Origin of the sequence: Streptomyces sp. NPDC058678, assembly GCF_042714835.1 — a bacterium.
In the GTDB taxonomy this organism is placed as follows: domain Bacteria; phylum Actinomycetota; class Actinomycetes; order Streptomycetales; family Streptomycetaceae; genus Streptomyces.
This window is the reverse complement of the sequence record NZ_JBHXSG010000001.1, coordinates 110,374-136,268: the sequence shown is the minus strand read 5'-3', so window position 1 is coordinate 136,268 and position 25,895 is coordinate 110,374. Positions and strand designations below refer to the sequence as shown.

Genomic DNA, 25,895 nt, shown 5'->3' with positions numbered 1-25,895 from the left:
GAAAGAAGATGATCAAAGTGACCGAAGCGACCGCGCCCGCGGGAGCACTCAAGCGCCTGTCCGACGAGGGCGTCTCCATCTGGCTGGACGACCTGTCACGAAGGCGTATCGAGTCCGGCAACCTCGCCGAACTCGTCGCCGGCAAGCACGTGGTGGGCGTCACCACCAACCCGTCGATCTTCCAGGCAGCCATCGGTTCCGGGGAGGGGTACGAGGAGCAGCTCACCGACCTCGCGGTGCGGGGTGTCACGGTCGACGAGGCCGTCCGTATGCTGACGACCGCCGACGTGCGGGCCGCAGCCGATATCCTGCATCCTGTATACAACGCGACCGGCGGCCGTGACGGCCGCGTCTCCATCGAGGTCGACCCCCGCCTCGCCCATGACACGACGGCGACCATCGCCGAGGCCAGGCAGCTCGCCTGGCTGGTGAACCGCCCGAACGTCATGATCAAGATCCCGGCGACCAAGGCGGGCCTGCCCGCCATCACCGAGGTCGTCGGCGCCGGCATCAGCGTCAACGTCACGCTGATCTTCTCCCTGGAGCGCTACCGCGAGGTCATGGACGCCTACCTCGCCGGCCTGGAGAAGGCGCAGGCGAAGGGCCTGGACCTGTCCGGGATCCACTCCGTCGCCTCCTTCTTCGTCTCCCGGGTCGACGCCGAGATCGACAAGCGGCTGACGGTGCTCGGCACGGCGGAGGCGCTGTCCCTCAAGGGTCGCGCCGCCCTCGCCAACGCCCGGCTCGCCTACGAGGCGTACGAGGCCGTCTTCGCCGGTGAGCGCTGGACGGCCCTGGCAGGTGCCCAGGCCAACAAGCAGCGTCCGCTGTGGGCGTCGACCGGCGTGAAGGACCCCGCATACAAGGACACGCTGTACGTCGACGAACTGGTCGCGCCCGGCACGGTCAACACGATGCCGGAAGCCACGCTGAACGCCACCGCCGACCACGGCCTGATCACCGGCGACACCGTCACCGGCGGCTACGAGCAGGCCCGCGCCGACCTGGCCGCCGTCGAGGGCCTCGGGATCTCCTACGACCAGGTCGTGCAGCAGCTGGAGGACGAGGGCGTCGCCAAGTTCGAGGTGGCCTGGCAGGACCTGCTGGACGCCGTGACGAAGTCCCTGAACAGCAAGGGGGTTGACGGGGAATGAGCGAGGAGCTTTCCGAAACGACGGCTCAGGACACCGCGAAGACCGAGGAGACCGAGCCGGAGGTGACCGTCCCGGTCCTCTCCGCGGACGACTGGTCCAACCCCCTGCGCCACCCCCAGGACCGCCGCCTTCCCCGGATCGCGGGCCCGTCCGGTCTCGTCATCTTCGGTGTCACCGGCGACCTGTCCCGCAAGAAGCTGATGCCGGCGGTCTACGACCTCGCCAACCGCGGTCTGCTGCCGCCGGGCTTCTCGCTCCTCGGGTTCGCCCGACGGGACTGGGAGGACCAGGACTTCGCACAGGTCGTGCACGACGCGGTCCGAGAACACGCGCGCACCCCGTTCCGCGAGGAGGTCTGGCAGCAGCTCGCCGAGGGCATGCGGTTCATCCCGGGCGACTTCGACGACGACACGGCGTTCAAGCAACTGCGGTCCGCCGTCGACGAGCTGGACGCCTCCCGCGGGACGAGCGGCAACTACGCCTTCTATCTCTCCGTGCCGCCGAAGTTCTTCCCGAAGGTCGTCCGCCAGCTGAAGAAGCACGGGCTGGCCGACGCCCCCGAGGGTTCCTGGCGGCGTGCGGTCATCGAGAAGCCGTTCGGCCGCGACCTGAAGAGCGCCCGTGAGCTGAACGCGCTCGTGCACGACGTGTTCGAGCCGGACCAGGTCTTCCGCATCGACCACTACCTCGGCAAGGAGACCGTCCAGAACATCCTGGCGCTCCGCTTCGCCAACCAGATGTACGAGCCGATCTGGAACCGGTCCTACGTCGACCACGTGCAGATCACCATGGCCGAGGACATCGGCATCGGCGGCCGGGCCGGCTACTACGACGGCATCGGCGCCGCCCGTGACGTCATCCAGAACCACCTCCTCCAGCTCATGGCGCTGACCGCCATGGAGGAGCCGGCCGCCTTCGACGCCGAGTCGCTGCTCATGGAGAAGCTGAAGGTGCTCAAGGCCGTGAAGCTGCCGGAGGACATCGGCGTCCACACGGTGCGCGGGCAGTACGCGGCCGCCTGGCAGGGCGGCGAGCAGGTGCTCGGCTACCTCGACGAGGACGGCATCGACCAGGCCTCCACGACGGACACGTACGCCGCCATCAAGCTGAACGTCGACAACCGCCGCTGGGCCGGGGTGCCCTTCTATCTCAGGACCGGCAAGCGGCTCGGCCGCCGCGTCACCGAGATCGCCGTCGTCTTCCAGCGGGCCCCGCACTCCCCCTTCGACTCCACGGCCACCGAGGAGCTGGGCCAGAACGCGATCGTGATCCGCGTCCAGCCCGACGAGGGCATGACGGTCCGCTTCGGGTCGAAGGTGCCGGGCACGTCGATGGAGATCCGGGACGTGACGATGGACTTCGCCTACGGCGAGTCGTTCACGGAGTCCAGCCCGGAGGCGTACGAGCGGCTCATCCTGGATGTCCTGCTGGGCGACGCCAACCTGTTCCCCCGTCACCAGGAAGTGGAAGAGTCCTGGAAGATCCTCGACCCGATCGAGGAGCACTGGGCGAACCACGGCAGGCCGGCGCGGTACGTGTCGGGCAGCTGGGGACCCGAGGAAGCCGACGAGATGCTCGCACGAGACGGACGGAGCTGGCGCAGGCCATGAAGATCGACCTGACCGACACCACGGCAAGCAAGATCAACAAGGCGTTGGTGAAGGGCCGCCGCGCCATCGGCACCCCCGCCGTGGGCATGGTCCTGACGATGGTGATCGTCACGGACGAGGAGAACGCCTACGACGCGATCAAGGCGGCCGAGGAGGCCTCGCACGAGCACCCCTCGCGCACCCTGGTCGTCATCAAGCGTCACGCCCGCACCCCGCGCGACCGCACCAACTCCCACCTCGACGCCGAGGTGCGGGTGGGCGCCGACGCCGGTACCGGCGAGACGGTCATCCTTCGGACGTACGGCGAGGTGTCCGACCACGCCGACTCCGTCGTGCTGCCGCTGCTGCTGCCGGACGCGCCGGTCGTGGTGTGGTGGCCGGTGGACGCGCCGGCGAACCCGGCGAAGGACCCGCTGGGCGCGCTCGCCCAGCGCCGGATCACCGATCTGTACGCGGTGGAGAACCCGCTCCAGGTGCTGGACGCACGGGTCCGCTCCTACGCGCCCGGCGACACCGACCTCGCCTGGACCCGGCTCACCCCGTGGCGCTCGATGCTGGCCGCGGCCCTGGACCAGGCCCGGGTGAAGGTGACCTCTGCGGCAGTGGAGGCCGAGGAGGAGAACCCGGCAGCCGAACTGCTGGCCCGCTGGCTGGAAGCCCGCCTCGGCGTCACCGTCGACCGGGTCGTCACCGCCGGACCGGTCGTCACGGCCGTACGTCTGGGCACCGCGAACGGCGAGATCGTCATCGACCGCCCCGAGGGCCCGCTGGCCACGCTGTCCCTGCCGGGCCAGCCCTCCCGCACCCTCGCACTGAAGGTCCGCACCACCTCCGAACTCATCGCCGAGGAGCTCAGGCGCCTCGACGCGGACGAGATGTACGCCGTCGCCCTGCGGGGCGAGGCCACCGAGGAGATTCCCGCCCATGTCTGACTCCCCCACCGGCTCCCCTTCCGACTCCCCCACCCTCACCCGGCGGCCGCAGTGGGCGGCCCTCGAGGACCACCGCGCCCAGTGGCACGCGCACCTGCGTGAGCTGTTCGCGACGGACCCCGGGCGCGCGGAGCGGTACGTCGTGCGCGTCGGCGACCTGCGCATCGACTACTCCAAGCACCTGGTCACCGACGAGACCCTCGCCCTGCTGCGGGAACTCGCCGCCGCCACCGACGTGTTCGGGCTGCGCGACGCCATGTTCCGCGGCGACAAGATCAACGTCACCGAGGACCGCGCCGTCCTGCACAGCGCGCTGCGGGCCCCCGCGAACGCGGTGATCGAGGTCGACGGCGAGAACGTCGTGCCCCAGGTGCACGCGGTCCTCGACCAGATGGGCTCCTTCGCGGGCCGCGTCCGCTCCGGCGAGTGGACCGGTCACACCGGCAAGCGGATCAAGAACGTCGTCAACATCGGCATCGGCGGCTCCGACCTGGGTCCCGCGATGGCCTACGAGGCCCTGCGCGCCTACACGGCACGGGAGCTGACGTTCCGTTTCGTGTCGAACGTGGACGGCGCCGACCTGCACGAGGCCCTGCGCGACCTGGACCCGGCGGAGACCCTGTTCATCGTCGCGTCCAAGACGTTCACCACCATCGAGACGATCACCAACGCCACCGCGGCCCGCTCCTGGCTCCTGCACGGCCCGGGCGGACTCGGCGAGGACAAGGCCGTCGCGAAGCACTTCGTCGCCCTGTCGACGAACGCCCAGAAGGTCACCGAGTTCGGCATCGACCCGGACAACATGTTCCGGTTCTGGGACTGGGTCGGCGGCCGCTACTCCTTCGACTCGGCCATCGGCCTCTCCCTGATGATCGCCATCGGCCCGGACCACTTCGTGGAGATGCTCGACGGCTTCCGCATCGTCGACGAGCACTTCCGCAACGAGCCCCCCGAGGACAACGCCCCGCTGATCCTGGGCCTGTTGGGCGTCTGGTACGGCAACTTCTTCGACGCCCAGTCGCACACGGTACTGCCCTACAGCCACTACCTGTCCAAGTTCACCGCCTACCTGCAGCAGCTGGACATGGAGTCCAACGGCAAGTCCGTGGACCGCGACGGCAATCCGGTCGACTGGCAGACCGGCCCCGTGGTGTGGGGCACGCCCGGCACCAACGGGCAGCACGCCTACTACCAGTTGATCCACCAGGGCACCAAGGTCATCCCGGCCGATCTGATCGGCTTCGCCCGCCCGGTCGGTGAGCTGAGCGACGACCTCAAGGCGCAGCACGACCTCCTGATGGCCAACCTGTTCGCGCAGGGCCAGGCGCTCGCCTTCGGCAAGACCGCCGAGGAGGTGCGCGTGGAGGGCGTCGCCGAGGAGCAGGTGCCGCACCGCACCTTCCGGGGCAACCACCCCACCACCACGATCCTGGCGAAGGAACTCACCCCCTCCGTCCTCGGCCAGCTCATCGCCCTCTACGAGCACAAGGTGTTCGTCCAGGGCGCGATCTGGAACATCGACTCCTTCGACCAGTGGGGCGTCGAGCTCGGCAAGGTCCTCGCCAAGCGCGTCGAGCCGGCCCTCACCGAGGGCGCGGACGTGCCCGGTCTCGACCCCTCCACCGCCGCTCTCGTGGCCACCTACCGCGATCTCAGGAAGTGAACTGACATGCAGCTGGGACTCATCGGCCTCGGCAAGATGGGCGGCAACATGCGCGAGCGGATCCGCCGCGCCGGCCACACCGTCATCGGCTACGACCGCAACCCCGAAGTCTCCGACGTCAGCAGTCTGACCGAACTGGTCGACCGACTCGAAGCCCCCCGCACGGTCTGGGTGATGGTCCCGGCCGGCGGCGCCACCCAGTCCGTCGTCGACGAACTCGGCGACCTGCTGTCCGCCGGTGACACGGTGGTCGACGGCGGCAACTCCCGCTGGACCGACGACGAGAAGCACGCCGCCGAGCTCGGCGCCAAGGGCATCGGCTTCGTCGACGCCGGCGTCTCCGGCGGTGTCTGGGGCCTCAAGAACGGCTACGCCCTCATGGTCGGCGGCGACAAGGAACACGTCGACCGGCTCCGGCCGGTCTTCGACGCGCTCAAGCCCGAGGGCGAGGCGGGGTTCGTCCACGCCGGCAAGGTCGGCGCCGGGCACTTCTCCAAGATGGTCCACAACGGCATCGAGTACGCCATGATGCAGGCCTACGCCGAGGGCTGGGAGCTCCTGGAGGCGGTGGACTCCGTCACCGACGTGCGCGAGGTCTTCCGCTCCTGGCAGGAGGGCACCGTCATCCGCTCCTGGCTCCTCGACCTGGCCGTCAACGCTCTTGACGACGACGAGCACCTGGAGAAGCTGAAGGGCTTCGCGCAGGACTCCGGCGAGGGCCGCTGGACCGTCGAGGCCGCCATCGACAACGCGGTGCCGCTGCCGGCGATCACCGCGTCCCTCTTCGCGCGGTTCGCGTCCCGCCAGGACGACTCCCCGCAGATGAAGATGGTCGCGGCGCTGCGCAACCAGTTCGGCGGCCACGCCGTCGAGTCGGCGAAGTAGGCCCGGCCGTGGGGGATCTTCTTCTGGTCCGCCACGGCGAGACGGAGTGGAGCGTGTCGGGCCGGCACACCAGCCGGACCGACCTGCCCCTCACCCAGCACGGCGAGGAACAGGCCAAGTCCCTCGCTCCGCTCCTCTCGTCGCGGACCTTCGCTCTCGCCCTGACGAGCCCGCTCGGCCGCGCGATACGCACCGCCGAACTGGCCGGCATCAACGGGGTCCTGACCGAGCCCGACCTGCACGAATGGGATTACGGCGGCTACGAGGGCGTCACCACCGTCGACATCCACCGCACCCGGCCCGACTGGTACCTGTGGACCGACGGCGTGCCGCCCGGTGCCGACGGGCGTCCGGGCGAGTCGCCCGCCGAGGTGGGGCTGCGTGCCGACCGGGTGCTCGCCCGGGTGGACGCCGCCCTCCCCGACGGTGACGTGATCCTCGTGGCGCACTCCCACTTCCTGCGCGTGCTGACGGCACGTCGGCTGGGACTGGATCCTGCGGACGGTCGACTGTTCCAGCTGGCGACGGCAACCGTCAGTCGACTGTCCACAGAACACGGTCGACCGGTGATCGCGGAATGGAACACCAGGCCGTAACGACGCTGTACGGCGGCCCGGGCCACCACACGAACTCGCGCAGACCTCCGGCGCGGCGAGGGCGTTGACGTGGTGGCCCGGGCCCTTGTCGTCGACGGGTGGCTTCGAGCGCCGTGTGTCCCTGCGGCCGTGGGGAGTTGACACCCGCGGGACGGCACGTCAGAGTCCCCGCTGATGGAGATCGACAACTTGACGCCGGCCGAACTGCGCGTGTGGCGGGCGTTTCCCCGGGGCGAGTCCGTGAACTTCCGTACGGCGGACGACGAGGACGTGGCGCACGGGGCCGAGTGGGGCCGAGAACGCAGCGTCCGGGCAGTCGTGTTGCGGTCGCTGCTGCTCAACGGCCCGCGCGAGGACGGGGAGATACCCGCGCTGAAACTGTCGGGCGCCCGCATCACCGGCGTACTCGATCTGCGGTACGGGACGAGTGACCACGCCGTACGGCTGAGCCACTGCTCCTTCGAGGACGCCCCGCTGTTGTACGGCTCCCGGCTGCGCCAGTTGAACCTCTCCTGGTCCGTGTTGCCGGGGCTGACCGCCGCCACGATGCGGGTGGAAGGCGTGCTGCGGATGACGGACTGCCGTTTCCACGGGCCGGTGCGGCTCGGCGGGGCGCAGATCGCCGGGGCGCTGTTCATGGAACGCGGGGAGTTCACCGCGTCGGACACCGACGAGCCGGCCCTCCAGCTCAATCAGGTGACCCTCGGCGACGACCTGTGGGCTCCCGGACTGCGGGCGCACGGGGAGGTGCGTCTCAACGGTGCCACGGTCGCCGGGTCGGTCAACCTCACCGACGCCCGGCTCAGCCACCCCGGCGAGATCGTGCTCGATGCGCAGACCCTCGCCGTGGAGGGCGACGTCCACCTGCGGGGCGTGCGCACGGTCGGCTGGATCGGCCTGCGGGGCGCTCGGATCTCGGGCCGCCTCGACCTGTCGTACGCCCATCTGTCGAACCCGGGAGACGGGGTGCTGCGGGCGAGCAGCTCCACCATCGGGGAGCTGTGGCTGCGCAAGGGCCCGCCCGTGGACGGCATCCTCAATCTGCGCCGTGCCCAGATCGAGGAACTGTTCCTGGAGGCGGACGCGGTGCCCGCACGAGTCCTCCTCAACGGCCTCGTCTACGCCTCCCTCTCCCCCCACGAACCCGCCGCGCGCCGCCTGGCGATGCTGGACCGCGACGACGAGGGCTACGTCCCGCACGCCTACGAGCAGTTGACCGCCGCCTACCTGCGCGTCGGCGACGACCACGCCGCCCGGCTCGTCCAGCTCGCCAAGCAGCGCCGGCACCGCACCACGCTGCCCTGGTACGGCCGTCTGTGGGGCCATGTCCAGGACGCCACCGTCGGCTACGGCTTCCGCCCGCTGCGCGCCTGCGTGTGGCTGCTGTCGCTGCTCGCGATCGGCTCGGTCGCCTACGCGCTGCACCACCCGCGCCCGCTCAAGCCGTCCGAGGCCCCGAACTTCGACCCGATCTTCTACACGCTCGACCTGCTGCTGCCGGTGATCTCCTTCGGCCAGGAGGGCGCCTTCGCCCCGGAGGGCGGATACCAGACGCTGTCGTATGCCCTTGTGATCGCCGGCTGGATCCTGGCCACGACGGTCTTCGCCGGCGTGACCCGGACCGTCAGCCGCCAGTGAACCGCCGCACCGCGTGCTGGGCGGCGAGCCGGACGGGGGCGTTCTGGGCGCCGTAGCCGCGGTAGCCGCCGTCGCGCTGGACCAGTTCGAAGAAGACGCGGCCGATGGTGGGGGTGTAGCAGTGGCGGAACTCGCCGTGCGGGTCACGGTCGTAGAGGATGCCGAGCTCGCGGTAGGTCTCCAGCTCGCCGTCGGCGAACTCGTACCGGGCCGCCAGGTCGTCGTAGTAGTTGGCGGGGATCGGCAGCAGTCTGCCACCGGCCTCGACGAGGCGGCGGGCCGCGGCGACCACGTCGTCGGTGGCCAGCGCGATGTGCTGGGCGTGAACCGTGTCGTCGGCGGGTGCCGCGCCCACGGTGAGGGCGATACGGACACTGCCGTCGTCGTTGGTGACGGCGCGGCTGCGCATCAGCCCGTAGGGGTCGGCGACGTCCACGCTCTCCTGCGCCTGCAGGCCGAGCACGCTGCGGTGGAAGAGGGTCGCCTCGTCGAAGTGGTGCCAGGGCTGGGTGAGGGCGAGGTGATCGATGCGGGCCGGGTGTCCGGATGCCGGCGCCTCCACGACGTTCTCGAAGTCGGCGCGCCAGCTGGGGAGTTCGGAGCGGTCCGTGGCGCAGAAGAACAGTTCCGTGCCGTCCGGGGCGAGCACCGCGTCGAGTTGCGCGTCCTCCAGCGCACGGCGGCGGGGCAGGACCGGGGCCAGCAGGGCCTCGGCGCGGCGGGCGGCGGCCGTCGGGTCCGGTGACTCCAGCCCGATCGCGGCCAGCCGGGTGCCGTCCCGCCGTACGGCCGTCCCGGTGTTGACCAGGAGACGGGCCTCGCCCTGCTCCCACAGGTCGACCGGCTTGCTGCGGTGCCGTGCCGTGCGGGCGAAACCCAGCGCGCCGAGCAGCGCCGACAGGGGCTCGGCGTCGGGGGTGACGAGTTCGGCGAAGGCCACGCCCGTCGGGGCGACCGAGGCGGGCGGCGCCTCGACGCCCACCGTCTCCTGGAGGACGAGGAGGGAACGCCGGGCGTCCACGGCCGTGGGGCCGGCCTCGGCCTGGCGGAAGACGTCGTTGAATACTTCGAGGGAGAGCGGACCGTCGTATCCCGTACGCAGAACACTGCGTACCAGCCCGGCGATGTCGAAGCCGCCCTGTCCCGGGAAGCAGCGGTAGTGGCGGCTCCACTGCAGGACGTCCATCGCGAGCAGCGGGGCGTCGGCCAGCTGGAGGAAGAAGATCTTCTCGCCGGGGATGTCCTCGATCCCCTTCGGGTCGGAGCCGCGGGAGAGGATGTGGAAGCTGTCCAGACAGGTGCCGAGCGCGGGATGGCCGGCCGTCTCGACGATGCGCCAGGCGTGGTCGTACGTGCTGACGTGCCGGCCCCACGCGAGCGCCTCGTAGGCGACGCGAATGCCGAAGTCCTGGGCGAGATCCGCCAGTTGCGACAGTTGTGCGGCGGCGAGGGCGTCGTCGTCCACGGCGGTCGGGGAGACGCTGGAGCAGACGAGGACGGTGCCGGCGCCGAGCCTGCGCATCAGCTCGAACTTGTGCCGTGCGCGGCGCAGGTTGCGGGCGAACTCGTCCTCGGGCACCGCCTCGATGTCGCGCATCGGCTGGTAGAGGTCGATGGTGAGGCCCAGGTCGGCGCAGCGGGCGCGGATCTCCTCCGGGGTGAGGGGGCTGGCCAGCAGGTCGTTCTCGAAGATCTCGACGCCGTCGAAGCCGGCCCGGGAGGCGGCCGTGAGCTTCTCGGTGAGGGATCCGCTGAGGGAGACGGTGGCGATGGACGTACGCATGTCGGTACCTCTGTCTTCCGAAACGCCCAGGACTACTTCGGTGCCGGTACGGCGCCGGCCAGCTCCGCGATGTCCGCGAGCATCCGCGCGCTGTCGGGTTCCCGGCCGGTGAACAGGCGGAACGCGTCCACGGCCTGGAAGACGGCCATGCCGCCGCCGTCGAGCGTGGCGCAGCCGAGCGCGCGGGCGGTACGCAGCAGCTCGGTCTGCAGCGGGCGGTAGACCACCTCGGCGACCCACAGGCCCGGGTGGAGGAGTGCGGCGGGGAAGGGCAGGCCGGGGTGGGCGGCCATGCCGGTGGGGGTGGCGTGGACGAGGCCGTCGGCCCGTGCGAGCAGGTCGGCCAGCCGCTCGGGGGTGGCGGCCAGCGCCCGGCCCTCGCCGAAGTGGCGGTTCAGGGAGTCGGCGAGAGTGGCCGCCCGCTCGGGCATCGCGTCCACGACCGTGACCCGCTCGGCGCCCAGGGTGAGCGTGGCATGCGCGACGGCCGCGCCCGCACCGCCCGCGCCCAGCTGCACGACCCGCTCCAGCGGCGCGTCGGGCAGACCGCGCGCGAAGGAGGCGGCGAATCCGGTGACGTCGGTGTTGTGGCCGACGGCCCGCCCGTCCTCCCCGAAGACGACGGTGTTGACCGCGCCCAGCGCCTCGGCCTGTGGGGCGAGGGCGTCCAGGTGCCGGATGACCTGCTGCTTGCAAGGGTGCGTGATGTTGAGCCCGTCGAAGCCCAGGTCGCGGGCCGCCCGCACCAGGTCCCCCACCGCCTCGGGCGGTACACCGAGGGTGTCGATGTCGATGAGCCGGTACAGATAGCGCAGACCCTGACGGTCGGCCTCCCGCTCGTGCAGCGCGGGACTGAGCGAGGGACCGATACCGGAACCGATCAGACCGACGAGATACGAGTCCTTGGGCACCACGCGGGACCTCCTGAGCGGCTCACTAATGTACGAACTAGTACGTTAGCTATATCAGCATCACCGGCCGGCGGGAAGCCCCTGCCCGGTGATCGGCGCCCTTCGCGGCGGCCTCCTTCTACAATCTGCGGCACTGCCCCGTAGCCCGAAGGAACCCGATGACCAGCGTCGAAGAACCGGCACGAACAGGCGGGCGCATCCGTGACGCCGCGCGCACCCAGGCCGAGATTCTCGACGTGGCGACCCAGGAGTTCGCCCGGGCCGGCTTCGCCGGGGCCCGCGTGGACGAGATCGCGGCCCGCACCCGCACCACCAAGCGAATGATCTACTACTACTTCGGCGGCAAGGAGCAGTTGTTCACCGCCGTTCTCGAGCGGGCGTACGCCGTCATCCGCGAGGCCGAGCAGGGCCTCGACGTCGAACACCTGGACCCGGTCGCCGCCATCCGGCGCCTGGCCGAGGTCACCTTCGACCATCACGAGCAGCACCCCGACTTCATCCGCCTGGTGAGCATCGAGAACATCCACGAGGCCGTGCACATCGCCGCCTCCGAGAAGCTCGGCAGGATCAGCTCGCCGGCCCTCGACGTGATCCGCCGGATCCTGGAACAGGGCCAGAAGTCCGGACTGTTCACGGCCGACGTCGACGCCGTCGACCTGCACGCGATGATCAGCGCGTTCTGCTTCTTCCGGGTCGCCAACCGGCACACCTTCGGCGCCCTGTTCGGCCGCGACCTGGTCGACCCGGCGCAGCGCGAGCACTACCGCGCGATGCTCGGCGACATGGTCATCGCCTACCTGACGGCTGAGCGCGCGGCGGACTGAGGGCGCACCGAAAAGCGACGGGTGGCGTCGAGGGCCCAGGGGGCACCCTGGGGCGGACCGGGGGTGGGCCGGGGGCGAATCGGAGGTGGGCCGAGGGCGAATCGGTCGCGGATCGCGAGCCGGCCCGGCATGGATCGGGACCCCCGGAACCGGAAGATCCTTCAGCACGACCTCTTGACACGTGGGAAACGTCGGCGCAACATCCCACCCACCGCCACTAACTACCCAGTGGGTTAATTAGCCGAAGATCCGGCATCCGGCCCCTCTCCCCTCCGCTCACTCCACTGTGGTGGAGTTCCCCCGAAGGAGCACGCCGTGTCCGTCCCCGCCGCCGCCCCGCCCGGCCAGCCGAAGAAGGCCGCCACGGCTGCCTGGATCGGCAGCGCCCTGGAGTACTACGACTTCTTCATCTACGGCAGCGCGGCAGCGCTGATCTTCCCCGAGGTCTTCTTCGACGAGTCCGACCCGGCCACCGCGACCCTGCTGTCACTGGCCACGTTCGGCGTCGCGTACGCGGCCCGCCCGGTCGGCGCGCTCTTCCTCGGGCACTTCGGCGACAAGCTCGGCCGCAAGAAGATCATGGTCTTCACGCTGATCCTGATGGGCGTGTCGACGTTCCTGATCGGCTGCCTGCCCACCCGCGACCAGGTCGGCACCCTCGCCCCCGTCCTGCTCGTCCTGTGCCGTGTCCTGCAGGGCATCTCGGCGGCCGGTGAGCAGGCCAGCGCCAATTCCATGTCACTGGAGCACGCACCACCGGAGCGGCGCGGCTTCTTCACCAGCTTCACGCTCAGCGGCACCCAGGGCGGCCAGCTGCTCGCCACACTGGTCTTCATCCCCGTCGCCGCGCTCCCCGACGACCAGCTGCTGTCCTGGGGCTGGCGGGTGCCGTTCTGGATGAGCGTCGCGGTCGCCGTGGTCGGCTTCGTCATCCGCCGCAAGCTGGAGGAGACCCCGGCCTTCGCCGAGCAGACCGCCAAGGAGGGCGTCGTCAGGATGCCGCTGGCCATCCTGCTGCGCGAGCACTGGGCGGACGTCCTGCGGGTCATCGCGGGCGCCCTCATCGCCTCGGTCAGCACGATCTTCACGGTGTGGGCACTGTCGTACGCGACCAGCGACTCGGTCGGCATGAGCCGCTCCTCCATGCTGTGGGTGGGCGCGCTCGCCAACCTCGTGGCGCTCGCCGCGATCCCGCTGTGGGCCACCCTGTCCGACCGCATCGGCCGCCGCCCGGTCTTCCTGGTCGGCGCCGCCGGCAGCGCGGTGATGATGTTCCTGTACCTGTGGTCCATCTCGACGGGCTCCTACCCGCTGACGCTGGTGCTCGGCATCATCACCTTCGGTGTCGTCTACAGCGCCGCGAACGGCGTCTGGCCCTCCTTCTACGGCGAGATGTTCTCCACCCGCGTCCGCCTGTCCGGCATGGCCATCGGCACCCAGATCGGCTTCGCCGTGGCCGGCTTCGCGGTCACCTTCGCCGCGCAGATCGCCGGCCCGGACGGCGACGACTGGTCGTCGGTGGCCCTGTTCACCGCCGCGCTGTGCGTCCCGCCGGTCATCGCCGTCCTCACGGCCCGCGAGACCCACAGGATCCCGACGGAGCGGCTCGGCGAACGCGCACACCAGGAGACGCACCAGCCGGAGAAGGTGACTGCCTGATCCCGCCGCCTTCCACGTGTCCCCGGAGCCACGCCCGGTTCCGGGGACACGTCGTGTGCCGGCTTCCGGCCTGCGCCCGGGGCCAGGACAACCCGCAACCGCCCGCGCCCCGTTGACAGACGACGTTTCCAGCAAGAACATCGGCCGAAACGAGCGGAAAAGGACAGGACTGCGCGCGCCGCGGCCACGGGAGCCTGTTCTTGGCGCCGCCGTGGGGGAGGAACCTCCACGCGCACCGGCCGGTTTCAGGGGCGGCCGGTGCGCGCGGAGATGACGGAGCGTCACCCGCCGTGCGGTGCCCCGCCCTTGAACCTGACACCGGTGTCAAGGTCGACCCTGCCCGCATGACCACTGACTCCGGAACCGACACCTCATCGCCGCCGGCCAAGACGGCCCGAACCCGCGAACTCCCCCTGCCCGCCCTCCTCGCACTGGCCACCGCCGTCTTCGTCACCAGCCTCACCGAGACCCTCCCGGCGGGCCTGCTGCCCGCGATGAGCGCGGACCTCGCGGTGGGTGAGTCCGCGGCGGGGCAGGCGGTGACCGTCTACGCGGTCGGCACGGCCCTCACCGCGATCCCGCTGTCCGCGGCGACCGCGGGATGGCGGCGCAAGCGGCTGCTGCTGACGGCGATGGCGGGGTTCGCCGTCGCCAACACCGTCACGGCCGTGTCGGGGAGCTATCCGCTGACCATGGTGGCCCGGTTCGTGGCGGGCGTCGCCGCCGGGCTCGCCTGGGCGCTCCTGGCCGGGTACGCCCGGCGGCTGGTGCCCGTCCCGTTGCGGGGCAGGGCGGTCGCGGTGGTCATGGCGGGGGTGCCGGTGGCGCTGTCGCTGGGGGTGCCCGCGGGCACGTTCCTGGGCGGGGCGCTGGGCTGGCGGGTCGCGTTCGCGCTGATGACCGTGGTCGCCCTGGTCCTGTTCGGCTGGATCGCGCTGCTGGTGCCGGACGTGCCCGGGCAGGAGGCGGGACGCCGGGTCCCGATGGTGCGGGCGCTGACCGTCCCCGGGGTCGTACCCGTGCTGTCCGTGACCCTCGTGTTCGTCCTGGCGCACACCGTTCTCTACGCCTACATCGCCACGTTCCTCGACCGGATCGGCATGGGCGGCTCGGCCGACCTGGTGCTGCTGGTGTTCGGTGCCGCATCCCTGGTGAGCGTCTGGGTCGTGGGTGCCGGCGTCGACCGCCGGCTGCGTGCGCTGACTCTGGCGAGCGTCCTTCTGGTCGGGGTGGCCGCGGCCCTGCTCGCCGTCTTCGCGGACAGCCCGGTCCTCGTCCACGTGGCGGCCGCACTGTGGGGGCTGGGCTGGGGCGGAGCGCCCACCCTGCTGCAGACCGCCGTGGCCGACGCGGGCGGCGACCACGCGGACGCGGCGCAGGCGATGCTGGTCACGCTGTGGAACGCGGCGATGGCGGGCGGCGGTGTGCTCGGCGGAATCCTGCTCGGCCTGTTCGGCGCGACGGCGTTCCCGTGGAGCGTGCTGGCGCTGCTCGTGCCGGTGCTCGCCGTGGTGACGGGGGCGCGGGGGCACGGGTTTCCGGTGCGGCGGGGTGGCACGGGGGGGCGGCCGTGACGTCGGGCCGGCCGTGAAGAGGGGCTGGCCGTGAGGGGGGGCCGGCCATGAGGTCGGGCCAGCCGTAGCGCGGCGAAGCGGCAGGGCTCTGTGGCGGTGGGTGCGCACTCGCCGCCCCACTGCCCCACTGCCCCCGCCGCTTCGCTCCGCCCGGCAGCCTCTCCGGCTCACCCCTGATCGCCCCGCTTGGGAATCCCGTACGCCCGTTCCACCCTCAGCCGCAGCACGAGCCGGCGGTCGCGGACCATCGCGGCCCGGTAGTCGTCCCAGTCGGGGTGCTCGCCCTGGACGTCGCGGTAGAGGCGGATGAGCTCCTCCACCGTCTCGTCGTACGGGTCCTGCGCCACCGGCGTGAGGTCGGCCGTGCCCTCGGCGACCGTGTAGGCCCACCGGTCGGCGCTGGTCACGTGGTACGAAGCCCGCGGGTCGCGGCGCAGATTGCGAGTCTTGGCGCGGTCGTCGGTGATCGAGACCCTGATGATCCGCTCGTCCGGGTAGTAGGCGTGACTGACGTTCGACAACTGGGGTCGGCCGTCGTGCTTGAGGGTCACCAGGACCCCGCCGTGTCCTTCGGAGAGCAGCTGGAGCAGAGCGTCCTGAGTCATGTCTGGAGCAACTTGTCCGGGCGAGCCACGTATTCCTGCGCCGCGCCGGTGCCCGTACGACCACGGCGGCGATGGCCGGCGGCCACCCGTGTCGCATACGGCGAAGTGCCGTGGCGTCGACCGGGGTGTGGGGGCGGGTTTCAGCAGACCGCGGTGAGCGTCGGGCCCACGGCCGGCGTGGCGGCCGCGACCCTGCCGATGGGGTCCGGCGGCGGGCGGGTGCCGCCGTTGCCGGTCCCGGCCGCGGCCGGGGCGGTGGCCTGCGGGGCCCTGCCGGGACGTACCCTCACCGCGACCGACGATCATTCCGATGCGGGGGACCATTCGCCCGTTCCTGCGCGACGATGATGTCTGAGGTCGTTGCGGCGGGGTATGCCGGACCGCACCTCGACGAACGCGACGGAGGAGAACGATGGCACTGCTGCGACAAGAGGTGGACCCGGGTGAGGTCGGCCTGGACGGGAAGGCGCTGGACCGCCTCGACCAGCACTTCGCCCACTGTGTCGACGAGGGCCGGCTGCCCGGCTACCTCGTGGCCGTCTCCCGCGGCGGACGCGTCGCCCACCTCACGGCGCACGGCCACCGTGACATCGCTGCCGGACTGCCCGTCGAGGCCGACACCCTGTGGCGGATCTACTCCATGACCAAGCCGGTCACCGCGGTCGCCGCGCTGATCCTGGTGGAGGAGGGCCGGCTGTCCCTGGACGACCCGGTCGACCGGTACCTTCCGGCCTTCGCGGAGCCGCGGGTGTACGTGAGCGGCTCCGGCGCCGACACCGTGACCCGGCCCGCCGACGGTCCGATACGAGTACGGCACCTGATGACCCACACCTCGGGCCTGACCTTCGCCTTCTACCACACCCACCCCGTCGACGCCCTCTACCGCGAGGCCGGCCTGGAGTCGTCGGTGGTGCCGGGCACGACCCTGGCCCAGACGACCGACGTGTACGCGAGCCTGCCGCTGCAGTTCGAGCCGGGCACGCAGTGGAACTACTCGGTCGCCTCCAACGTGCTGGGCCGGGTCGTCGAGGTGGTGTCCGGGCAACCGCTCGACACGTTCTTCGCCGAGCGGATCTTCGGCCCGCTCGGGATGACCGACGCGGGTTTCCGCGTAACCGACGAACAGGCGCACAGGCTCTCCGAGCTGTACGGCGACGCCGACGGCGGCGGCATCGAACCGATCCCGGGCCTCCCCCTGCGCGGCCGCCCGCGGTTCCTGTCCGGCAGTGGCGGCATGGTGGCCTCCGCCCGCGACATCCACCGCTTCATGGAGTTGCTGCGCCGCCGCGGCGAGCTCGACGGCACCCGCCTGCTCGCCCCGCAGACCGTGGACCTGATGACGTCCAACCACCTCCAGGGCGGCGCCGACCTGCGCGCCTTCGGCAGCCGCCCCGCACACGACGAACCCGGCAACGACGGCGTCGGCTTCGGCCTCAGCGTCTCCGTGGTGATCGACCCGGCCCGCACGCAGGCGCCCTCGGGAATGGGGACGTACGGCTGGAGCGGTGTCGCGACCACGACGTTCTGGGTCGACCCGAGCCGGGACCTGTCGGTGCAGTTCATGACCCAGGTACGACCCAGGAGCTCGCACACGATCTTCCCGGATCTGAAGCGGCTGGTGCACGAGGCCGTCGTCGCCTAGGCGCTGTCGCCGACTGCGGATCGGGATGCCGGCCCGGGGTCCGGGTCAGGTCGGCTCGGGTCAGGTCGGCTCGGGTCGGGTTGCGTCGGGTCGGGTTGTGTCGGCTCGGCTCAGGTCGAGTGGAGTTGTGGTCGGACGGGAGCACGTCCTACCGGTCGACGCGGAGGGTGAAGTGGACGCCCTCCCGGGCGAGTTCGGCCAGCCATTCCTCGGAGCGGGCCGCCGTCTCGGCCGCTCGGCTCAGGCCGGGCGGCAGGGAGCCGTCCAGGATGTGCCGGACGCCGAGGGCGAGGGGGCGGGAGACACAGCGGGCCATGGCGCTCTCCTCCTCGTCCCCCACCAGGTCCAGGAGGTAGCCGCCCGACCAGTCCTGTCCGGGGCCGCCGCGCACGTCCAGCGACACGGCGAGGACGACCCGGTCGCGGTCCGCGTCGGTGGTCGGGTATGTCGCGGCCAGCTCCTGGGCGAGGGCGGCGATCCGCGCGTCGTCACCGGTCCGCAGCTCGGTGAAGACGTCGTCCCAGGCGCGCAGCCAGCCCTCCAGGCGCAGGGTGCCGCGGACGAAGGTGCGCGGCTTCCAGGCCGGCGGCAGACCGTACTGCTCGACGAAGGGGAGGCTGTCGCGGTTGGGGTAGACCTCGAAGGTCTCGCCGTCGAGGATGTGCCGCCGGGTCGCCTCCCAGGGCCGGTCGGCGGTGGTCTCGGCACCGTCCTCGATGTAACGGGCGAGCGAGCGCAAGGCGCCCAGGACCCCCGCGGGGGCCCAGCTGAAGCGGTATCGGAAGTCGTTCGGGACTGCGGGGACGCCGCCGCAGTAGGAGGTGAGGCGGTAGGAGGCCGGCGTGCCGTCGCCGATCGCCTCCCGGGCGCGGGCGACGAGGCTGTGCGCGAAGAGGTGGTCGAGGCCCGGGTCGAGACCGGCCTCGGTGAGGACGACGACACCGGCCCGCGCGGCCCCGGGCACCTGCTCCAGGACCGCTTCGGACACATAGCTGGAGCAGGCGAAGTGCGCCCGCTCGCGTATGCACAGGGCCAGCAGTGCGGCGTGCTCGGGAGCGGGCAGCATCGAGACGACCACGTCCCCGGGCGCGAGGTCGGCCGCGAGCGCGTCCGGCGTGAACGCGCGCGGCTCGGCACGCGCGGCGAGGCCCAGCCGTTCGAGGGCCTCGGCGGCGCGGTCCTCGGTGCGGTGCCACAGCCGTATCCGCTCTGCCGCCTCGCACAGCGCGGCCAGACCACTGCCGGTGGAGAGTCCGGCGCCGATCCAGTGGACGGTGCCGCTCGCGGGAACCACCTCGGACGAGGGAACCACCTCAGACGTCACGGGACTGCCCTTCTGCGATGCCGAGTTCACGGCAGGCCTGACGGAACCGGTCCAGACAGCGCCCCCACGGCCCGCCCACACCGAAGTCGAGGAGCTGGGGCAGCAGCGTGGCCGAGAAGTCGGTGCTGGACTCCCTCGGCAGCAGGGACGGCAGGTTGTCGATGGCGATCAGGTCCAGCGGCGGCTCCTTGCGCAGCCGGCGGGCGGGGTCCGTCCAGTCGGTGGTGCGGTCGTAGACCGGCAGGACGTTCAGGGGCGAGCCCACGTCGCAGGTGACGTCACACAGGGTGCGCAGGCGGCGGGCAGGGTCGTCGAGGTCCTCCTCGCGGAGGAAGGGCGGTACGGGGGTGGTGGCGAGGACGGCATTCACCATGACGTCGTGGGCCAGCAGGGCCCTCCGGTCCAGGTCGCGGGTCTCGTCGAGGTCCCAGCAGGTCGGCTCGACCCCGGCCGTGCGGAAGGCGACGCGTGCGCCCCGCCCGCTGCGGCCGAGCGCCCCGATCACCAGGGCGGTGAACTCCTCGTCCCCGGCCACCGGACGCAGCGTCTCGTCCAGCGCGTCCTTGTCGGTGGGCGTCAGGGGCGCGAGAAGCCTGCCCCGGTGCCGGAGGACGGCCAGGGCCGCGCCCAGGTAGCCGGCCCAGAATCCGAAGGCGGCGAGCCGGCGGCCGTTGTCGTCGACGAGGTACTCGAGGTCGAGCAGTGCCCCTCCCCCGCGGACCAGCCGGCGCAGCAGGTCGGCCGCTCCCGGCTGCCGTTTGTAGGCGTGCCCGAAGAAGATGTGACGGTGAGCCAGTTCGGCGGGCTCGTCCGGGAGTTCCTTCAGACCGAGGATCACCGCGTCGTCGGGCGCCGACACCCACGAGCCCGCGGGCGCGACCCGGCAGTCGGCCTCCTCGTACTCCTCGACGGGGAAGATCCGCTGCGGGGACTCCTCGACGGTGAGTGTCACTCCGCTGTCGACGAGCCGGCGGGCGTCGGACGGCACGATCGGTGTGCGCCGCTCGGTGGTGCGGACCTCGTGGCGCAGCCACAGGTGGAGCTCGGTCATGGGCGGTTGGCCTCCGGGCGCGGGGCGTCGGACGCGAACCGGCCGACGCTCAACGGGCTGACGTCCACGAAGGGTACGCGGCCCCGGTACTGGTCCCGGACGACCTCGCCGGTGGGGGTGGGGGTCTCCCCGCTCGATCGAAGCCGAGAGCGGGGGACGGTCCCCGCAGGAATCCGTGGCCGGAGAAGCCGGCTCCTTCTCCGCCGCCCCGACCACGGCCCAGGCGCCGGCCGCGTCCTGGATGCCGAGGCCGACGCCGTCGTAGTGGACGACGTCCCCGGGCCCGGGCCGGCCGTGCGCCGCCCGGTAAGCACCCCGCCCGGCGCGATCAGGTCGTCGCGGCAGCCCGGCGGCGTGTTGCCCGGTTTGACACTGCCGAACCTCGCGACCGCCCCGGTGTCCGCCGACAGCCGGGACACGTACGCGAAGACGACACTGTCGTCGAAGCGGCTGGGATACGTGATCTTCCCGGGCAGGTCGGGCGCCGCCCGAGCCGAGCGCGGTGAAGGCCGCGCGCCGCGAGGCGCTCGCCGCATCGACGTCGAGGAGGCGCACCACCTGCTGTCCGGAGAGAAGAGGACGTCGCCGGTCGTCCCCTCTTCCTGTCCCCCTCGCCGCCCGGGAATCAGGACAGGTGCGCCACCGCGTCCAGATGGGGCAGATGATGGTCCAGCCGCTCCCGCTTCGTCCGCAGATAGGTGATGTTGTTCTCGCACGGCGGTATCAGCAGCGGCACCGTCTCGGCGACCTCGATGCCGTGCCGCACCAGCGCCTCGCGCTTACGCGGGTTGTTCGACATCAGGCGGACCGAGTTCACACCCAGGTCGTGCAGGATCTCGGCGGCGACGCCGTAGTCGCGGGCGTCCACCGGCAGGCCGAGCGCCAGGTTCGCCTCGACGGTGTCCAGGCCCTCCGCCTGCAGCGCCATCGCCCGCAGCTTGCCGAGCAGGCCGATGCCACGGCCTTCATGCCCTCGGAGATAGACGACGATGCCGCTTCCCTCGGCGACGACCGCGCGCAGCGCGGAGGCGAGTTGGTCGCCGCACTCGCAGTGCTGGGAACCGAAGGCGTCACCGGTCAGGCACTCGGAATGCAGGCGGGTCAGGACGTCGTCCGTGCCGATCTCACCGTAGACCAGGGCCACTTGTTCGTCACCGCGGTCGTGATCGAGGTAGCCGACCGCCTGGAATTTCCCGTACACGGTGGGCAGCGGGGCATTCACCACGCGTTCCACACCGGTGCGCTGTGGCGACTTCTTGCCGAGCACGCCAATTTTATCTGTCATGATCTGGTTCCTAAGCAGAGACGAAAGGCCGGGAAAAGATGAGTGGTTCGGAAATACGGTCGGCTGCGTACGGTCTGGTGCCGGCGGACACTACCGATGACGTACGGACGCGGGGCGCGGACGTCTCAACGCAGGTGGCCGTCCTTCCGGTCGGAAGCTTCGAGCAGCACGGCGCGTACCTTCCGCTGGCGACCGACACGCTGGTCGCCTGTGCCGTCGCCCGGGAGATCGCCGCGGCGTACCCGGTGCACCTCCTGCCTCCGGTGACGATCTCCTGTTCGCACGAGCACGCGGCCTGGCCGGGAACCGTCAGCATCTCCTCCGTCACCCTTCACGCGGTGGTACGGGACATAGCGGCTTCGCTTCGCCGTTCCGGCGTCGACACCCTGGTGGTGGTCAACGGGCACGGCGGAAACTACGTGCTGGGCAACGTCGTTCAGGAATCCTCCGCGCGTGGTGAGCGGATGGCCCTCTTCCCGGCCGCGGAGGACTGGGAGGCGGCGCGGGAGCAGGCGGGGGTGGCCACCTCGCTGCTCACCGACATGCACGCGGGAGAAATAGAGACCTCCATTCTTCTGCACGCTCATCCCGAATGTGTCCGACCCGGCTATGAGACCTCCGATTTCGTCGCGGACGACCGTCGCCATCTCCTGACCCTCGGTATGTCCGGCTATACCGATTCGGGTGTCATCGGCCGACCTTCGCTGGGCTCCGCGGAAAAAGGGAAGGCGCTCCTCGCGAGCCTGGCGGAATCCTTCGGCACGTATTTCTCGATGCTGACCGGCGGCGAGCCCACGGAGTAGGCCGGGGGCGTGTGACGGGGTTCCGGGTCCGCTACGACGGCCTGGGCCCCGGTGTCGTCTCCCACCCCGGCGCGCAGGCCGGCGTACCAGCGCAGGACGAGCACCAGGACGCCCGGCAGGCTCGCCACGAAGCTCAGCACCCCGTACACGACCGCGACCGTGAGGCCGCTGCCGGCTCCCAGCCCGGCGGCCCCGAACGCCCAGGCGGTGACGCCCTCGCGGGGGCCCCAGCCGCCGACGTTCAGCGGGAGGCTCATGGCGAGCAGGGCGAGGACCGCGAGCGGCAGCAGTACGGCGGCCGTGGCAGCGGATCCGGCGGCGCGGGCGGCGACGACGAACATCCCGAGATGGCCTGCCAGGACGACGGCGGAAGAGAGGGCGACGCCGGGCCAGTTGCGGCGTGACAGCAGTCCCTCGCGTGCCTCGCCGAGGCTCGTGCGCAGCGCCCGCCCCCGGCGGGAGGGGGCCCGGTTCGGCCGGAGGGCCAGGACGACGGCGAGTGCGCCCAGCGCGGCGAACGCGATCAGGGGCGCGAAGTGCCGGACGTCTGCCATCACCGGCGACGGCATCGTCAGCAGTACGGCGCCGCCGACGACGGCCAGTACGACCTGTCCCGCGGTCCGTTCGATGACGACCGAGCGGATCCCGCGGCCCAGGTCACCGGCGCTCTGCCCGTGCCGTACCGCGCGGTGGACGTCGCCCAGGACGCCGCCGGGCAGGGCGGCGTTGAGGAACAGCGCACGGTAGTAGTCGGCGACGGCCGGGCCGAGCGGCAGCCGGATGCGCAGACCACGGGCCACCAACTGCCAGCGCCAGGCGCTGAACACGGTGGTGACGAGGCCGATCCCGAGCGCCACGAGCAGCGTCGGACCGTCGATCCGACGCAGGCCGTCCAGGAAGACGCCGGTGCCGAGGCGCCAGAGGAGCACGGCGAGGATGGCCACGCCGACCACCGTGCCGAAGTGCGTACGCAGGACCCGGGAGTTGAAGCGGGCGAAGAAGGAGCGGGCGGCGCCGGACCGGGGTGCCGACACGATCACCCCGATACGGTCCTCGGAGACGGCCGCACCCCTGGGGGCCGCCGGTTTGGCGCCGGCCGGGGCGGGCGCCACGACCAGGTCCGTGTGCCGCGCCCGCGGCTCGGCGCCGGGCAGCCCGGCCCAAGTCCGTACCGTCTCCACGCTCATGACGCTCCGCCCGTCGGCCGGGACAGTGCCAGCAGGTCGGTGTGGTGGACCACGACCCGCAACTCGCCCGCCGCGCAGGCCGCGAGGCGCTCCCGCAGATAGCGGTCGGCGCGTTCGCGCAGTTCCGGGCGCTGTTCCACGGCCGCGCCGACCCAGCCGCGCAGCCACTGGGCGGTCAGCTCGGACTCGGCCGGGCCCAGGCGCCAGGGGCTCGGGTGAAGCCGTACCGTCGCGCCGCGTTCGGAGAACGCCTCACACGCCGCGGTGACGGCGTCGGGGCCGAGCAGGCCGCCCTGGCGCTGGTGGGCGTTGAACGCGTCGGCGATCTCCGCGTCGAGCGGGTCGGACGGGGTGAGGTCCACGCGGCCCGCCACGGAGAGCGTCAGCAGGGCCGGACAGCCCGCCCCGGTGCAGGCGTCGGCGAGGGTGTCGATCTCCTCGCGGGTGAGGACGTCGAGCAGTGCGGAGGCCGTCACCAGGGACGCGCCGGCGAGGGCGTCCGGGGTGAGCAGGCCGACGTCACCGCGGCGCGTCTCGGCCGAGACGCGGCTGCCGTCGGCGCCGGCGCGCGGGGAGGTCACGGCGGCGAAGTGCAGGAGGTAGGGGTCGCGGTCGTGCAGGATCCAGTGCTGGGTGCCGTCCAGCCGGGGGGCCAGCCAGCGGCCCATCGAGCCGGTGCCGCAGCCCAGGTCGTGGACGACGGTCCCGGCCTTGCCCGGCAGGTTCGCGAGCCGGATCCGCAGCGGATCGATCAGCTCGGCCGCCCGCGCGGCGGCGTCGGCGCCCTCCCGCAACTCCAGCCACTCGGGGGCGTAGCGCGGCGGATCGTCGGGCCCGGCGTCCCGCAGCCGCACGGTGGGACGCTCGCCGGGCCGCAGGGTGGGGCCCGCGCCGGCGATGACGTGTCCGGTCTCGCCGGGGCCTTCCCCGGGTCGGGTGACGGGGGCAGGGGCGGGGACGGGGGCTTCCATTGACGTTCCTCCAGGACCGGCGACCACGGAATCCCTCGACTCGACGGCCTCCTTGGGCCCGAGCTGTGTCGGGATCATCCCCGCCTGCTGTGTCATTGCCGTCTTCCTCATGCCGCCCTCCGGGGTTCGCTCGGCAGTCGGCCCAGTACTACGGCCAGGCTGCGGGCCGTCGCCGCCCAGCCGCCCAGGGCCGCCCGCCGGCCCCTGGCAGCTGCCTTCAGCCGGCGTCGTACGTCCGCCTCGCCGAACCAGCCGCGCAGCTCCGAGGCGAGGGCGGCCGGGTCCTCCGGCGGGACGAGGATGCCGGGCACACCGCCGTCGGGGGCGCGGCCGACCGCCTCGGGGAGACCGCCGACGTCCGTGGCCAGCACGGGGATCCCCCGGGCGAGAGCCTCGGTGACCGCCATGCCGTACGTCTCGGCGTAGGAGGTGAGGACCATGAGGTCGGCCGCGTTGTAGCTGGCGTCGAGTTCGGCGCCGGACTGCGGGCCCGCCAGGTGCAGGCGGTCCTGGAGGCCGTACTTCCGGATCAGCATCCTGAGACCGGCGACGTACTGCGGATCCTGCGCGAGTCCGCCGACGCAGACGCAGCTCCACGGCAGGTCGGTCACCCCGGCCAGCGCCTCCACCAGCCGGTGCTGACCCTTGCGCGGGGTCACGGCGGCGACGCACAGCAGCCGGGACACGCCGTCGGTGCCGGAGGCGAGGGGGGCGATGTCGGCGCCGGGGGCGGCGACATGGACCCGGTCGGGGGCCAGGCCGTGGTGGGAGACGAGGCGGCGGACGGCCCAGTCGCTGGTGGCGATGACGGCGGGGACGGCCCGCAGAACGGTGCGTTCCCGGGCGTCGAGTTCCGCCGCCACCGCCGGGGCCAGTCCCGTCTCGTCGCCGAGCGGGAGGTGGACGAGGACGGCCAGGCTCAGCCGCTCCGTCTCGGGGACGACGATCTCCGGGACGCCGCAGGCGACCAGCCCGTCCAGGAGGACGACCGCCCCGTCCGGCAGGTCCCGCAGGGTCTGCGCGAGTTGCGCGCGGGCCGCCGCTCCCGGGCGGGGCCACTCGCCGGGCACCGCGTGCTGGTGCACCTGCCAGCCGAAGCCGGGCAGGTCCAGGCTCACGCGCCGGTCGTAGGCGTTGCCGCCGCTGGGCGCGGTCGGGTCGTCCACGCCGCCCGGCAGGACGAAGTGCACGGAGCGCAGGGACATCGGGATGATCTCCGCGTTCTTGAGAGCGGAGTGCTGCACGGGCACGTAGCCGAGCGGCGTGGTGGCCCGCTCCATCGTCGTGTCGGTCACAGGGCACGCTCGTAACTCGCCCAGGCGACGTGCGACTCGTGCAGCGCGACGCTGAGTCCCGTCAGGCCCTTGGCACCCTCGCCGAGCGCGCCCTTGTGGATCCGCTCGGCGAGCCGGTCCGCGATGACCTTGGCCAGGAACTCCGTGGAGGTGTTGACCCCCGCGAAGTCGGGCTCGTTGTCGAGGTTCCGGTAGTTCAGCTCGCTGACTACCGCGCCGAGTTCCTGTGTGGCGAGTCCGATGTCGACGACGATGTTGTCGTCGTCCAGCTGCTCGCGCCGGAACGTGGCGTCCACCAGGAACGTCGCTCCGTGCAGGCGCTGCGCGGGTCCGAAGACCTCGCCGCGGAAGCTGTGGGCGATCATGATGTGATCGCGGACGGTGATGCTGAACAACGGACGACCCTCCAGGTGCGGCGCGTCTTGTCCCCCGCTGATCCCTGCCGGGGGGATGCCGTGTAGTACGGCTCCTCGCCCCCCGTTGTTCAGCCTCCTCTCACTCTT

At 71.7% G+C, this 25,895-nt stretch carries 22 protein-coding genes and 2 pseudogenes; 12 read left to right on the top strand and 12 right to left on the bottom strand.

Going from position 1 to position 25,895, the window contains the following annotated elements; all coding sequences use genetic code 11:
- Positions 1 to 8 precede the first annotated feature (8 nt).
- From tal to ACFWWR_RS00515, 7 genes are all read left to right on the top strand, one after another.
- Positions 9 to 1,154: a transaldolase gene (tal, locus tag ACFWWR_RS00545; RefSeq protein WP_384301166.1), complete on the top strand. Its 1,146-nt coding sequence runs from the start codon at positions 9 to 11 to the stop codon at positions 1,152 to 1,154.
- Positions 1,151 to 2,764 carry a glucose-6-phosphate dehydrogenase gene (zwf, locus tag ACFWWR_RS00540; RefSeq protein ID WP_384301164.1) on the top strand — a complete coding sequence of 538 codons (1,614 nt, stop codon included), beginning with the start codon at positions 1,151 to 1,153 and terminating at the stop codon, positions 2,762 to 2,764. The genes tal and zwf overlap by 4 nt, the downstream gene beginning before the upstream one ends.
- The gene (gene opcA / locus ACFWWR_RS00535) at positions 2,761 to 3,696 is read left to right on the top strand and encodes a glucose-6-phosphate dehydrogenase assembly protein OpcA (RefSeq protein WP_383866170.1); all 936 of its coding nucleotides are present in this window, start codon (positions 2,761 to 2,763) and stop codon (positions 3,694 to 3,696) included. Before zwf ends, opcA begins: the two co-directional genes overlap by 4 nt.
- Positions 3,689 to 5,359: a glucose-6-phosphate isomerase gene (gene pgi / locus ACFWWR_RS00530; RefSeq protein ID WP_384301162.1), complete on the top strand. Its 1,671-nt coding sequence runs from the start codon at positions 3,689 to 3,691 to the stop codon at positions 5,357 to 5,359. Before opcA ends, pgi begins: the two co-directional genes overlap by 8 nt.
- Before the next feature lie 6 nt (positions 5,360 to 5,365).
- A complete protein-coding gene (gene gnd, locus ACFWWR_RS00525) occupies positions 5,366 to 6,244 on the top strand; it encodes a phosphogluconate dehydrogenase (NAD(+)-dependent, decarboxylating) (RefSeq protein WP_384301160.1) in 879 nt (292 codons plus the stop codon).
- Between the two features lie 8 nt (positions 6,245 to 6,252).
- Positions 6,253 to 6,840 (top strand): histidine phosphatase family protein, encoded by a 588-nt coding sequence (locus ACFWWR_RS00520; RefSeq protein ID WP_383866165.1) that lies wholly within the window; start codon positions 6,253 to 6,255, stop codon positions 6,838 to 6,840.
- Positions 6,841 to 7,014: 174 nt separating this feature from the next.
- Positions 7,015 to 8,478 (top strand): membrane-associated oxidoreductase, encoded by a 1,464-nt coding sequence (locus ACFWWR_RS00515; RefSeq protein ID WP_383866163.1) that lies wholly within the window; start codon positions 7,015 to 7,017, stop codon positions 8,476 to 8,478.
- Here the strand turns inward: ACFWWR_RS00515 and ACFWWR_RS00510 are convergent.
- Together ACFWWR_RS00510 and ACFWWR_RS00505 are read right to left on the bottom strand one after the other, a co-directional pair.
- Positions 8,465 to 10,261 carry a bifunctional sugar phosphate isomerase/epimerase/4-hydroxyphenylpyruvate dioxygenase family protein gene (locus ACFWWR_RS00510; protein WP_383866161.1) on the bottom strand — a complete coding sequence of 599 codons (1,797 nt, stop codon included), beginning with the start codon at positions 10,259 to 10,261 and terminating at the stop codon, positions 8,465 to 8,467. The genes ACFWWR_RS00515 and ACFWWR_RS00510 overlap by 14 nt on opposite strands.
- Positions 10,262 to 10,293: 32 nt before the next feature.
- A complete protein-coding gene (locus ACFWWR_RS00505; protein ID WP_383866371.1) occupies positions 10,294 to 11,172 on the bottom strand; it encodes a shikimate dehydrogenase in 879 nt (292 codons plus the stop codon).
- A 158-nt stretch (positions 11,173 to 11,330) separates the two neighbouring features.
- On the opposite strand from ACFWWR_RS00505, the gene ACFWWR_RS00500 reads away from it, so the two are divergent.
- The 3 genes from ACFWWR_RS00500 to ACFWWR_RS00490 all read left to right on the top strand — a co-directional run bounded on the left by ACFWWR_RS00500 (position 11,331) and on the right by ACFWWR_RS00490 (position 15,229).
- Positions 11,331 to 11,996: a TetR/AcrR family transcriptional regulator gene (locus tag ACFWWR_RS00500; RefSeq protein WP_383866159.1), complete on the top strand. Its 666-nt coding sequence runs from the start codon at positions 11,331 to 11,333 to the stop codon at positions 11,994 to 11,996.
- A gap of 315 nt (positions 11,997 to 12,311) precedes the next feature.
- Positions 12,312 to 13,655: an MFS transporter gene (locus tag ACFWWR_RS00495; RefSeq protein ID WP_383866157.1), complete on the top strand. Its 1,344-nt coding sequence runs from the start codon at positions 12,312 to 12,314 to the stop codon at positions 13,653 to 13,655.
- A gap of 344 nt (positions 13,656 to 13,999) precedes the next feature.
- Positions 14,000 to 15,229 (top strand): MFS transporter, encoded by a 1,230-nt coding sequence (locus ACFWWR_RS00490; protein WP_384301158.1) that lies wholly within the window; start codon positions 14,000 to 14,002, stop codon positions 15,227 to 15,229.
- 167 nt (positions 15,230 to 15,396) lie between these two features.
- Here ACFWWR_RS00490 and ACFWWR_RS00485 read toward each other — a convergent pair whose 3' ends face one another.
- Together ACFWWR_RS00485 and ACFWWR_RS00480 are read right to left on the bottom strand one after the other, a co-directional pair.
- Positions 15,397 to 15,834 (bottom strand): PPOX class F420-dependent oxidoreductase, encoded by a 438-nt coding sequence (locus tag ACFWWR_RS00485; protein ID WP_383874600.1) that lies wholly within the window; start codon positions 15,832 to 15,834, stop codon positions 15,397 to 15,399.
- A 140-nt stretch (positions 15,835 to 15,974) separates the two neighbouring features.
- The gene (locus ACFWWR_RS00480; protein WP_383874598.1) at positions 15,975 to 16,124 is read right to left on the bottom strand and encodes a hypothetical protein; all 150 of its coding nucleotides are present in this window, start codon (positions 16,122 to 16,124) and stop codon (positions 15,975 to 15,977) included.
- A gap of 122 nt (positions 16,125 to 16,246) precedes the next feature.
- Between ACFWWR_RS00480 and ACFWWR_RS00475 the strand changes: the two genes are divergently transcribed.
- Positions 16,247 to 17,476 carry a serine hydrolase domain-containing protein gene (locus ACFWWR_RS00475; protein ID WP_384301156.1) on the top strand — a complete coding sequence of 410 codons (1,230 nt, stop codon included), beginning with the start codon at positions 16,247 to 16,249 and terminating at the stop codon, positions 17,474 to 17,476.
- Between the two features lie 148 nt (positions 17,477 to 17,624).
- Here ACFWWR_RS00475 and ACFWWR_RS00470 read toward each other — a convergent pair whose 3' ends face one another.
- The 4 genes and pseudogenes from ACFWWR_RS00470 to ribA all read right to left on the bottom strand — a co-directional run bounded on the left by ACFWWR_RS00470 (position 17,625) and on the right by ribA (position 21,136).
- The gene (locus ACFWWR_RS00470; RefSeq protein ID WP_384301154.1) at positions 17,625 to 18,800 is read right to left on the bottom strand and encodes a saccharopine dehydrogenase family protein; all 1,176 of its coding nucleotides are present in this window, start codon (positions 18,798 to 18,800) and stop codon (positions 17,625 to 17,627) included.
- Complete coding sequence (locus tag ACFWWR_RS00465; RefSeq protein ID WP_383874592.1) at positions 18,790 to 19,851, bottom strand: saccharopine dehydrogenase; 1,062 nt, start codon at positions 19,849 to 19,851, stop codon at positions 18,790 to 18,792. Before ACFWWR_RS00465 ends, ACFWWR_RS00470 begins: the two co-directional genes overlap by 11 nt.
- A pseudogene (locus ACFWWR_RS00460) lies at positions 19,848 to 20,041 on the bottom strand (hypothetical protein); the annotation flags it as partial. The pseudogene ACFWWR_RS00460 and the gene ACFWWR_RS00465, both read right to left, overlap by 4 nt.
- Positions 20,042 to 20,476: 435 nt before the next feature.
- Positions 20,477 to 21,136, bottom strand: a complete 660-nt coding sequence (gene ribA, locus ACFWWR_RS00455; protein WP_383874590.1) for a GTP cyclohydrolase II — start codon at positions 21,134 to 21,136, stop codon at positions 20,477 to 20,479.
- Between the two features lie 38 nt (positions 21,137 to 21,174).
- On the opposite strand from ribA, the gene ACFWWR_RS00450 reads away from it, so the two are divergent.
- Positions 21,175 to 21,939 (top strand): creatininase family protein, encoded by a 765-nt coding sequence (locus tag ACFWWR_RS00450; RefSeq protein ID WP_383874588.1) that lies wholly within the window; start codon positions 21,175 to 21,177, stop codon positions 21,937 to 21,939.
- Positions 21,940 to 22,109: 170 nt separating this feature from the next.
- Here the strand turns inward: ACFWWR_RS00450 and ACFWWR_RS00445 are convergent.
- The 4 genes and pseudogenes from ACFWWR_RS00445 to ACFWWR_RS00430 form a co-directional block, all read right to left on the bottom strand.
- Positions 22,110 to 23,126: pseudogene (locus ACFWWR_RS00445) on the bottom strand (lysylphosphatidylglycerol synthase transmembrane domain-containing protein); the annotation flags it as partial.
- Positions 23,123 to 24,097, bottom strand: coding sequence for a class I SAM-dependent methyltransferase (locus ACFWWR_RS00440; protein ID WP_383874586.1), 975 nt, complete (start codon positions 24,095 to 24,097; stop codon positions 23,123 to 23,125). The pseudogene ACFWWR_RS00445 and the gene ACFWWR_RS00440, both read right to left, overlap by 4 nt.
- A gap of 107 nt (positions 24,098 to 24,204) precedes the next feature.
- Complete coding sequence (locus ACFWWR_RS00435; protein WP_383874584.1) at positions 24,205 to 25,392, bottom strand: glycosyltransferase family 4 protein; 1,188 nt, start codon at positions 25,390 to 25,392, stop codon at positions 24,205 to 24,207.
- On the bottom strand, positions 25,389 to 25,787 hold the full coding sequence (locus tag ACFWWR_RS00430; protein WP_383874583.1) for a 6-pyruvoyl tetrahydropterin synthase family protein: 399 nt from the start codon (positions 25,785 to 25,787) through the stop codon (positions 25,389 to 25,391). Before ACFWWR_RS00430 ends, ACFWWR_RS00435 begins: the two co-directional genes overlap by 4 nt.
- Between the last annotated feature and the right edge of the window lie 108 nt (positions 25,788 to 25,895).

What these genes read in the sequence shown, in the direction of transcription:
- ACFWWR_RS00490 (WP_384301158.1), top strand. Translation starts at nt 14,000, where the DNA reads ATGACCACTGACTCCGGAACCGACACCTCATCGCCGCCGGCCAAGACG.
- ACFWWR_RS00450 (WP_383874588.1), top strand. Translation starts at nt 21,175, where the DNA reads ATGAGTGGTTCGGAAATACGGTCGGCTGCGTACGGTCTGGTGCCGGCG.
- ACFWWR_RS00465 (WP_383874592.1), bottom strand. Translation starts at nt 19,851, where the DNA reads ATGACCGAGCTCCACCTGTGGCTGCGCCACGAGGTCCGCACCACCGAG.
- ACFWWR_RS00440 (WP_383874586.1), bottom strand. Translation starts at nt 24,097, where the DNA reads ATGGAAGCCCCCGTCCCCGCCCCTGCCCCCGTCACCCGACCCGGGGAA.
- ACFWWR_RS00475 (WP_384301156.1), top strand. Translation starts at nt 16,247, where the DNA reads ATGGCACTGCTGCGACAAGAGGTGGACCCGGGTGAGGTCGGCCTGGAC.
- gnd (WP_384301160.1), top strand. Translation starts at nt 5,366, where the DNA reads ATGCAGCTGGGACTCATCGGCCTCGGCAAGATGGGCGGCAACATGCGC.
- tal (WP_384301166.1), top strand. Translation starts at nt 9, where the DNA reads ATGATCAAAGTGACCGAAGCGACCGCGCCCGCGGGAGCACTCAAGCGC.
- ACFWWR_RS00500 (WP_383866159.1), top strand. Translation starts at nt 11,331, where the DNA reads ATGACCAGCGTCGAAGAACCGGCACGAACAGGCGGGCGCATCCGTGAC.
- ACFWWR_RS00485 (WP_383874600.1), bottom strand. Translation starts at nt 15,834, where the DNA reads ATGACTCAGGACGCTCTGCTCCAGCTGCTCTCCGAAGGACACGGCGGG.
- ribA (WP_383874590.1), bottom strand. Translation starts at nt 21,136, where the DNA reads ATGACAGATAAAATTGGCGTGCTCGGCAAGAAGTCGCCACAGCGCACC.
- ACFWWR_RS00510 (WP_383866161.1), bottom strand. Translation starts at nt 10,261, where the DNA reads ATGCGTACGTCCATCGCCACCGTCTCCCTCAGCGGATCCCTCACCGAG.
- opcA (WP_383866170.1), top strand. Translation starts at nt 2,761, where the DNA reads ATGAAGATCGACCTGACCGACACCACGGCAAGCAAGATCAACAAGGCG.
- pgi (WP_384301162.1), top strand. Translation starts at nt 3,689, where the DNA reads ATGTCTGACTCCCCCACCGGCTCCCCTTCCGACTCCCCCACCCTCACC.
- zwf (WP_384301164.1), top strand. Translation starts at nt 1,151, where the DNA reads ATGAGCGAGGAGCTTTCCGAAACGACGGCTCAGGACACCGCGAAGACC.
- ACFWWR_RS00515 (WP_383866163.1), top strand. Translation starts at nt 7,015, where the DNA reads ATGGAGATCGACAACTTGACGCCGGCCGAACTGCGCGTGTGGCGGGCG.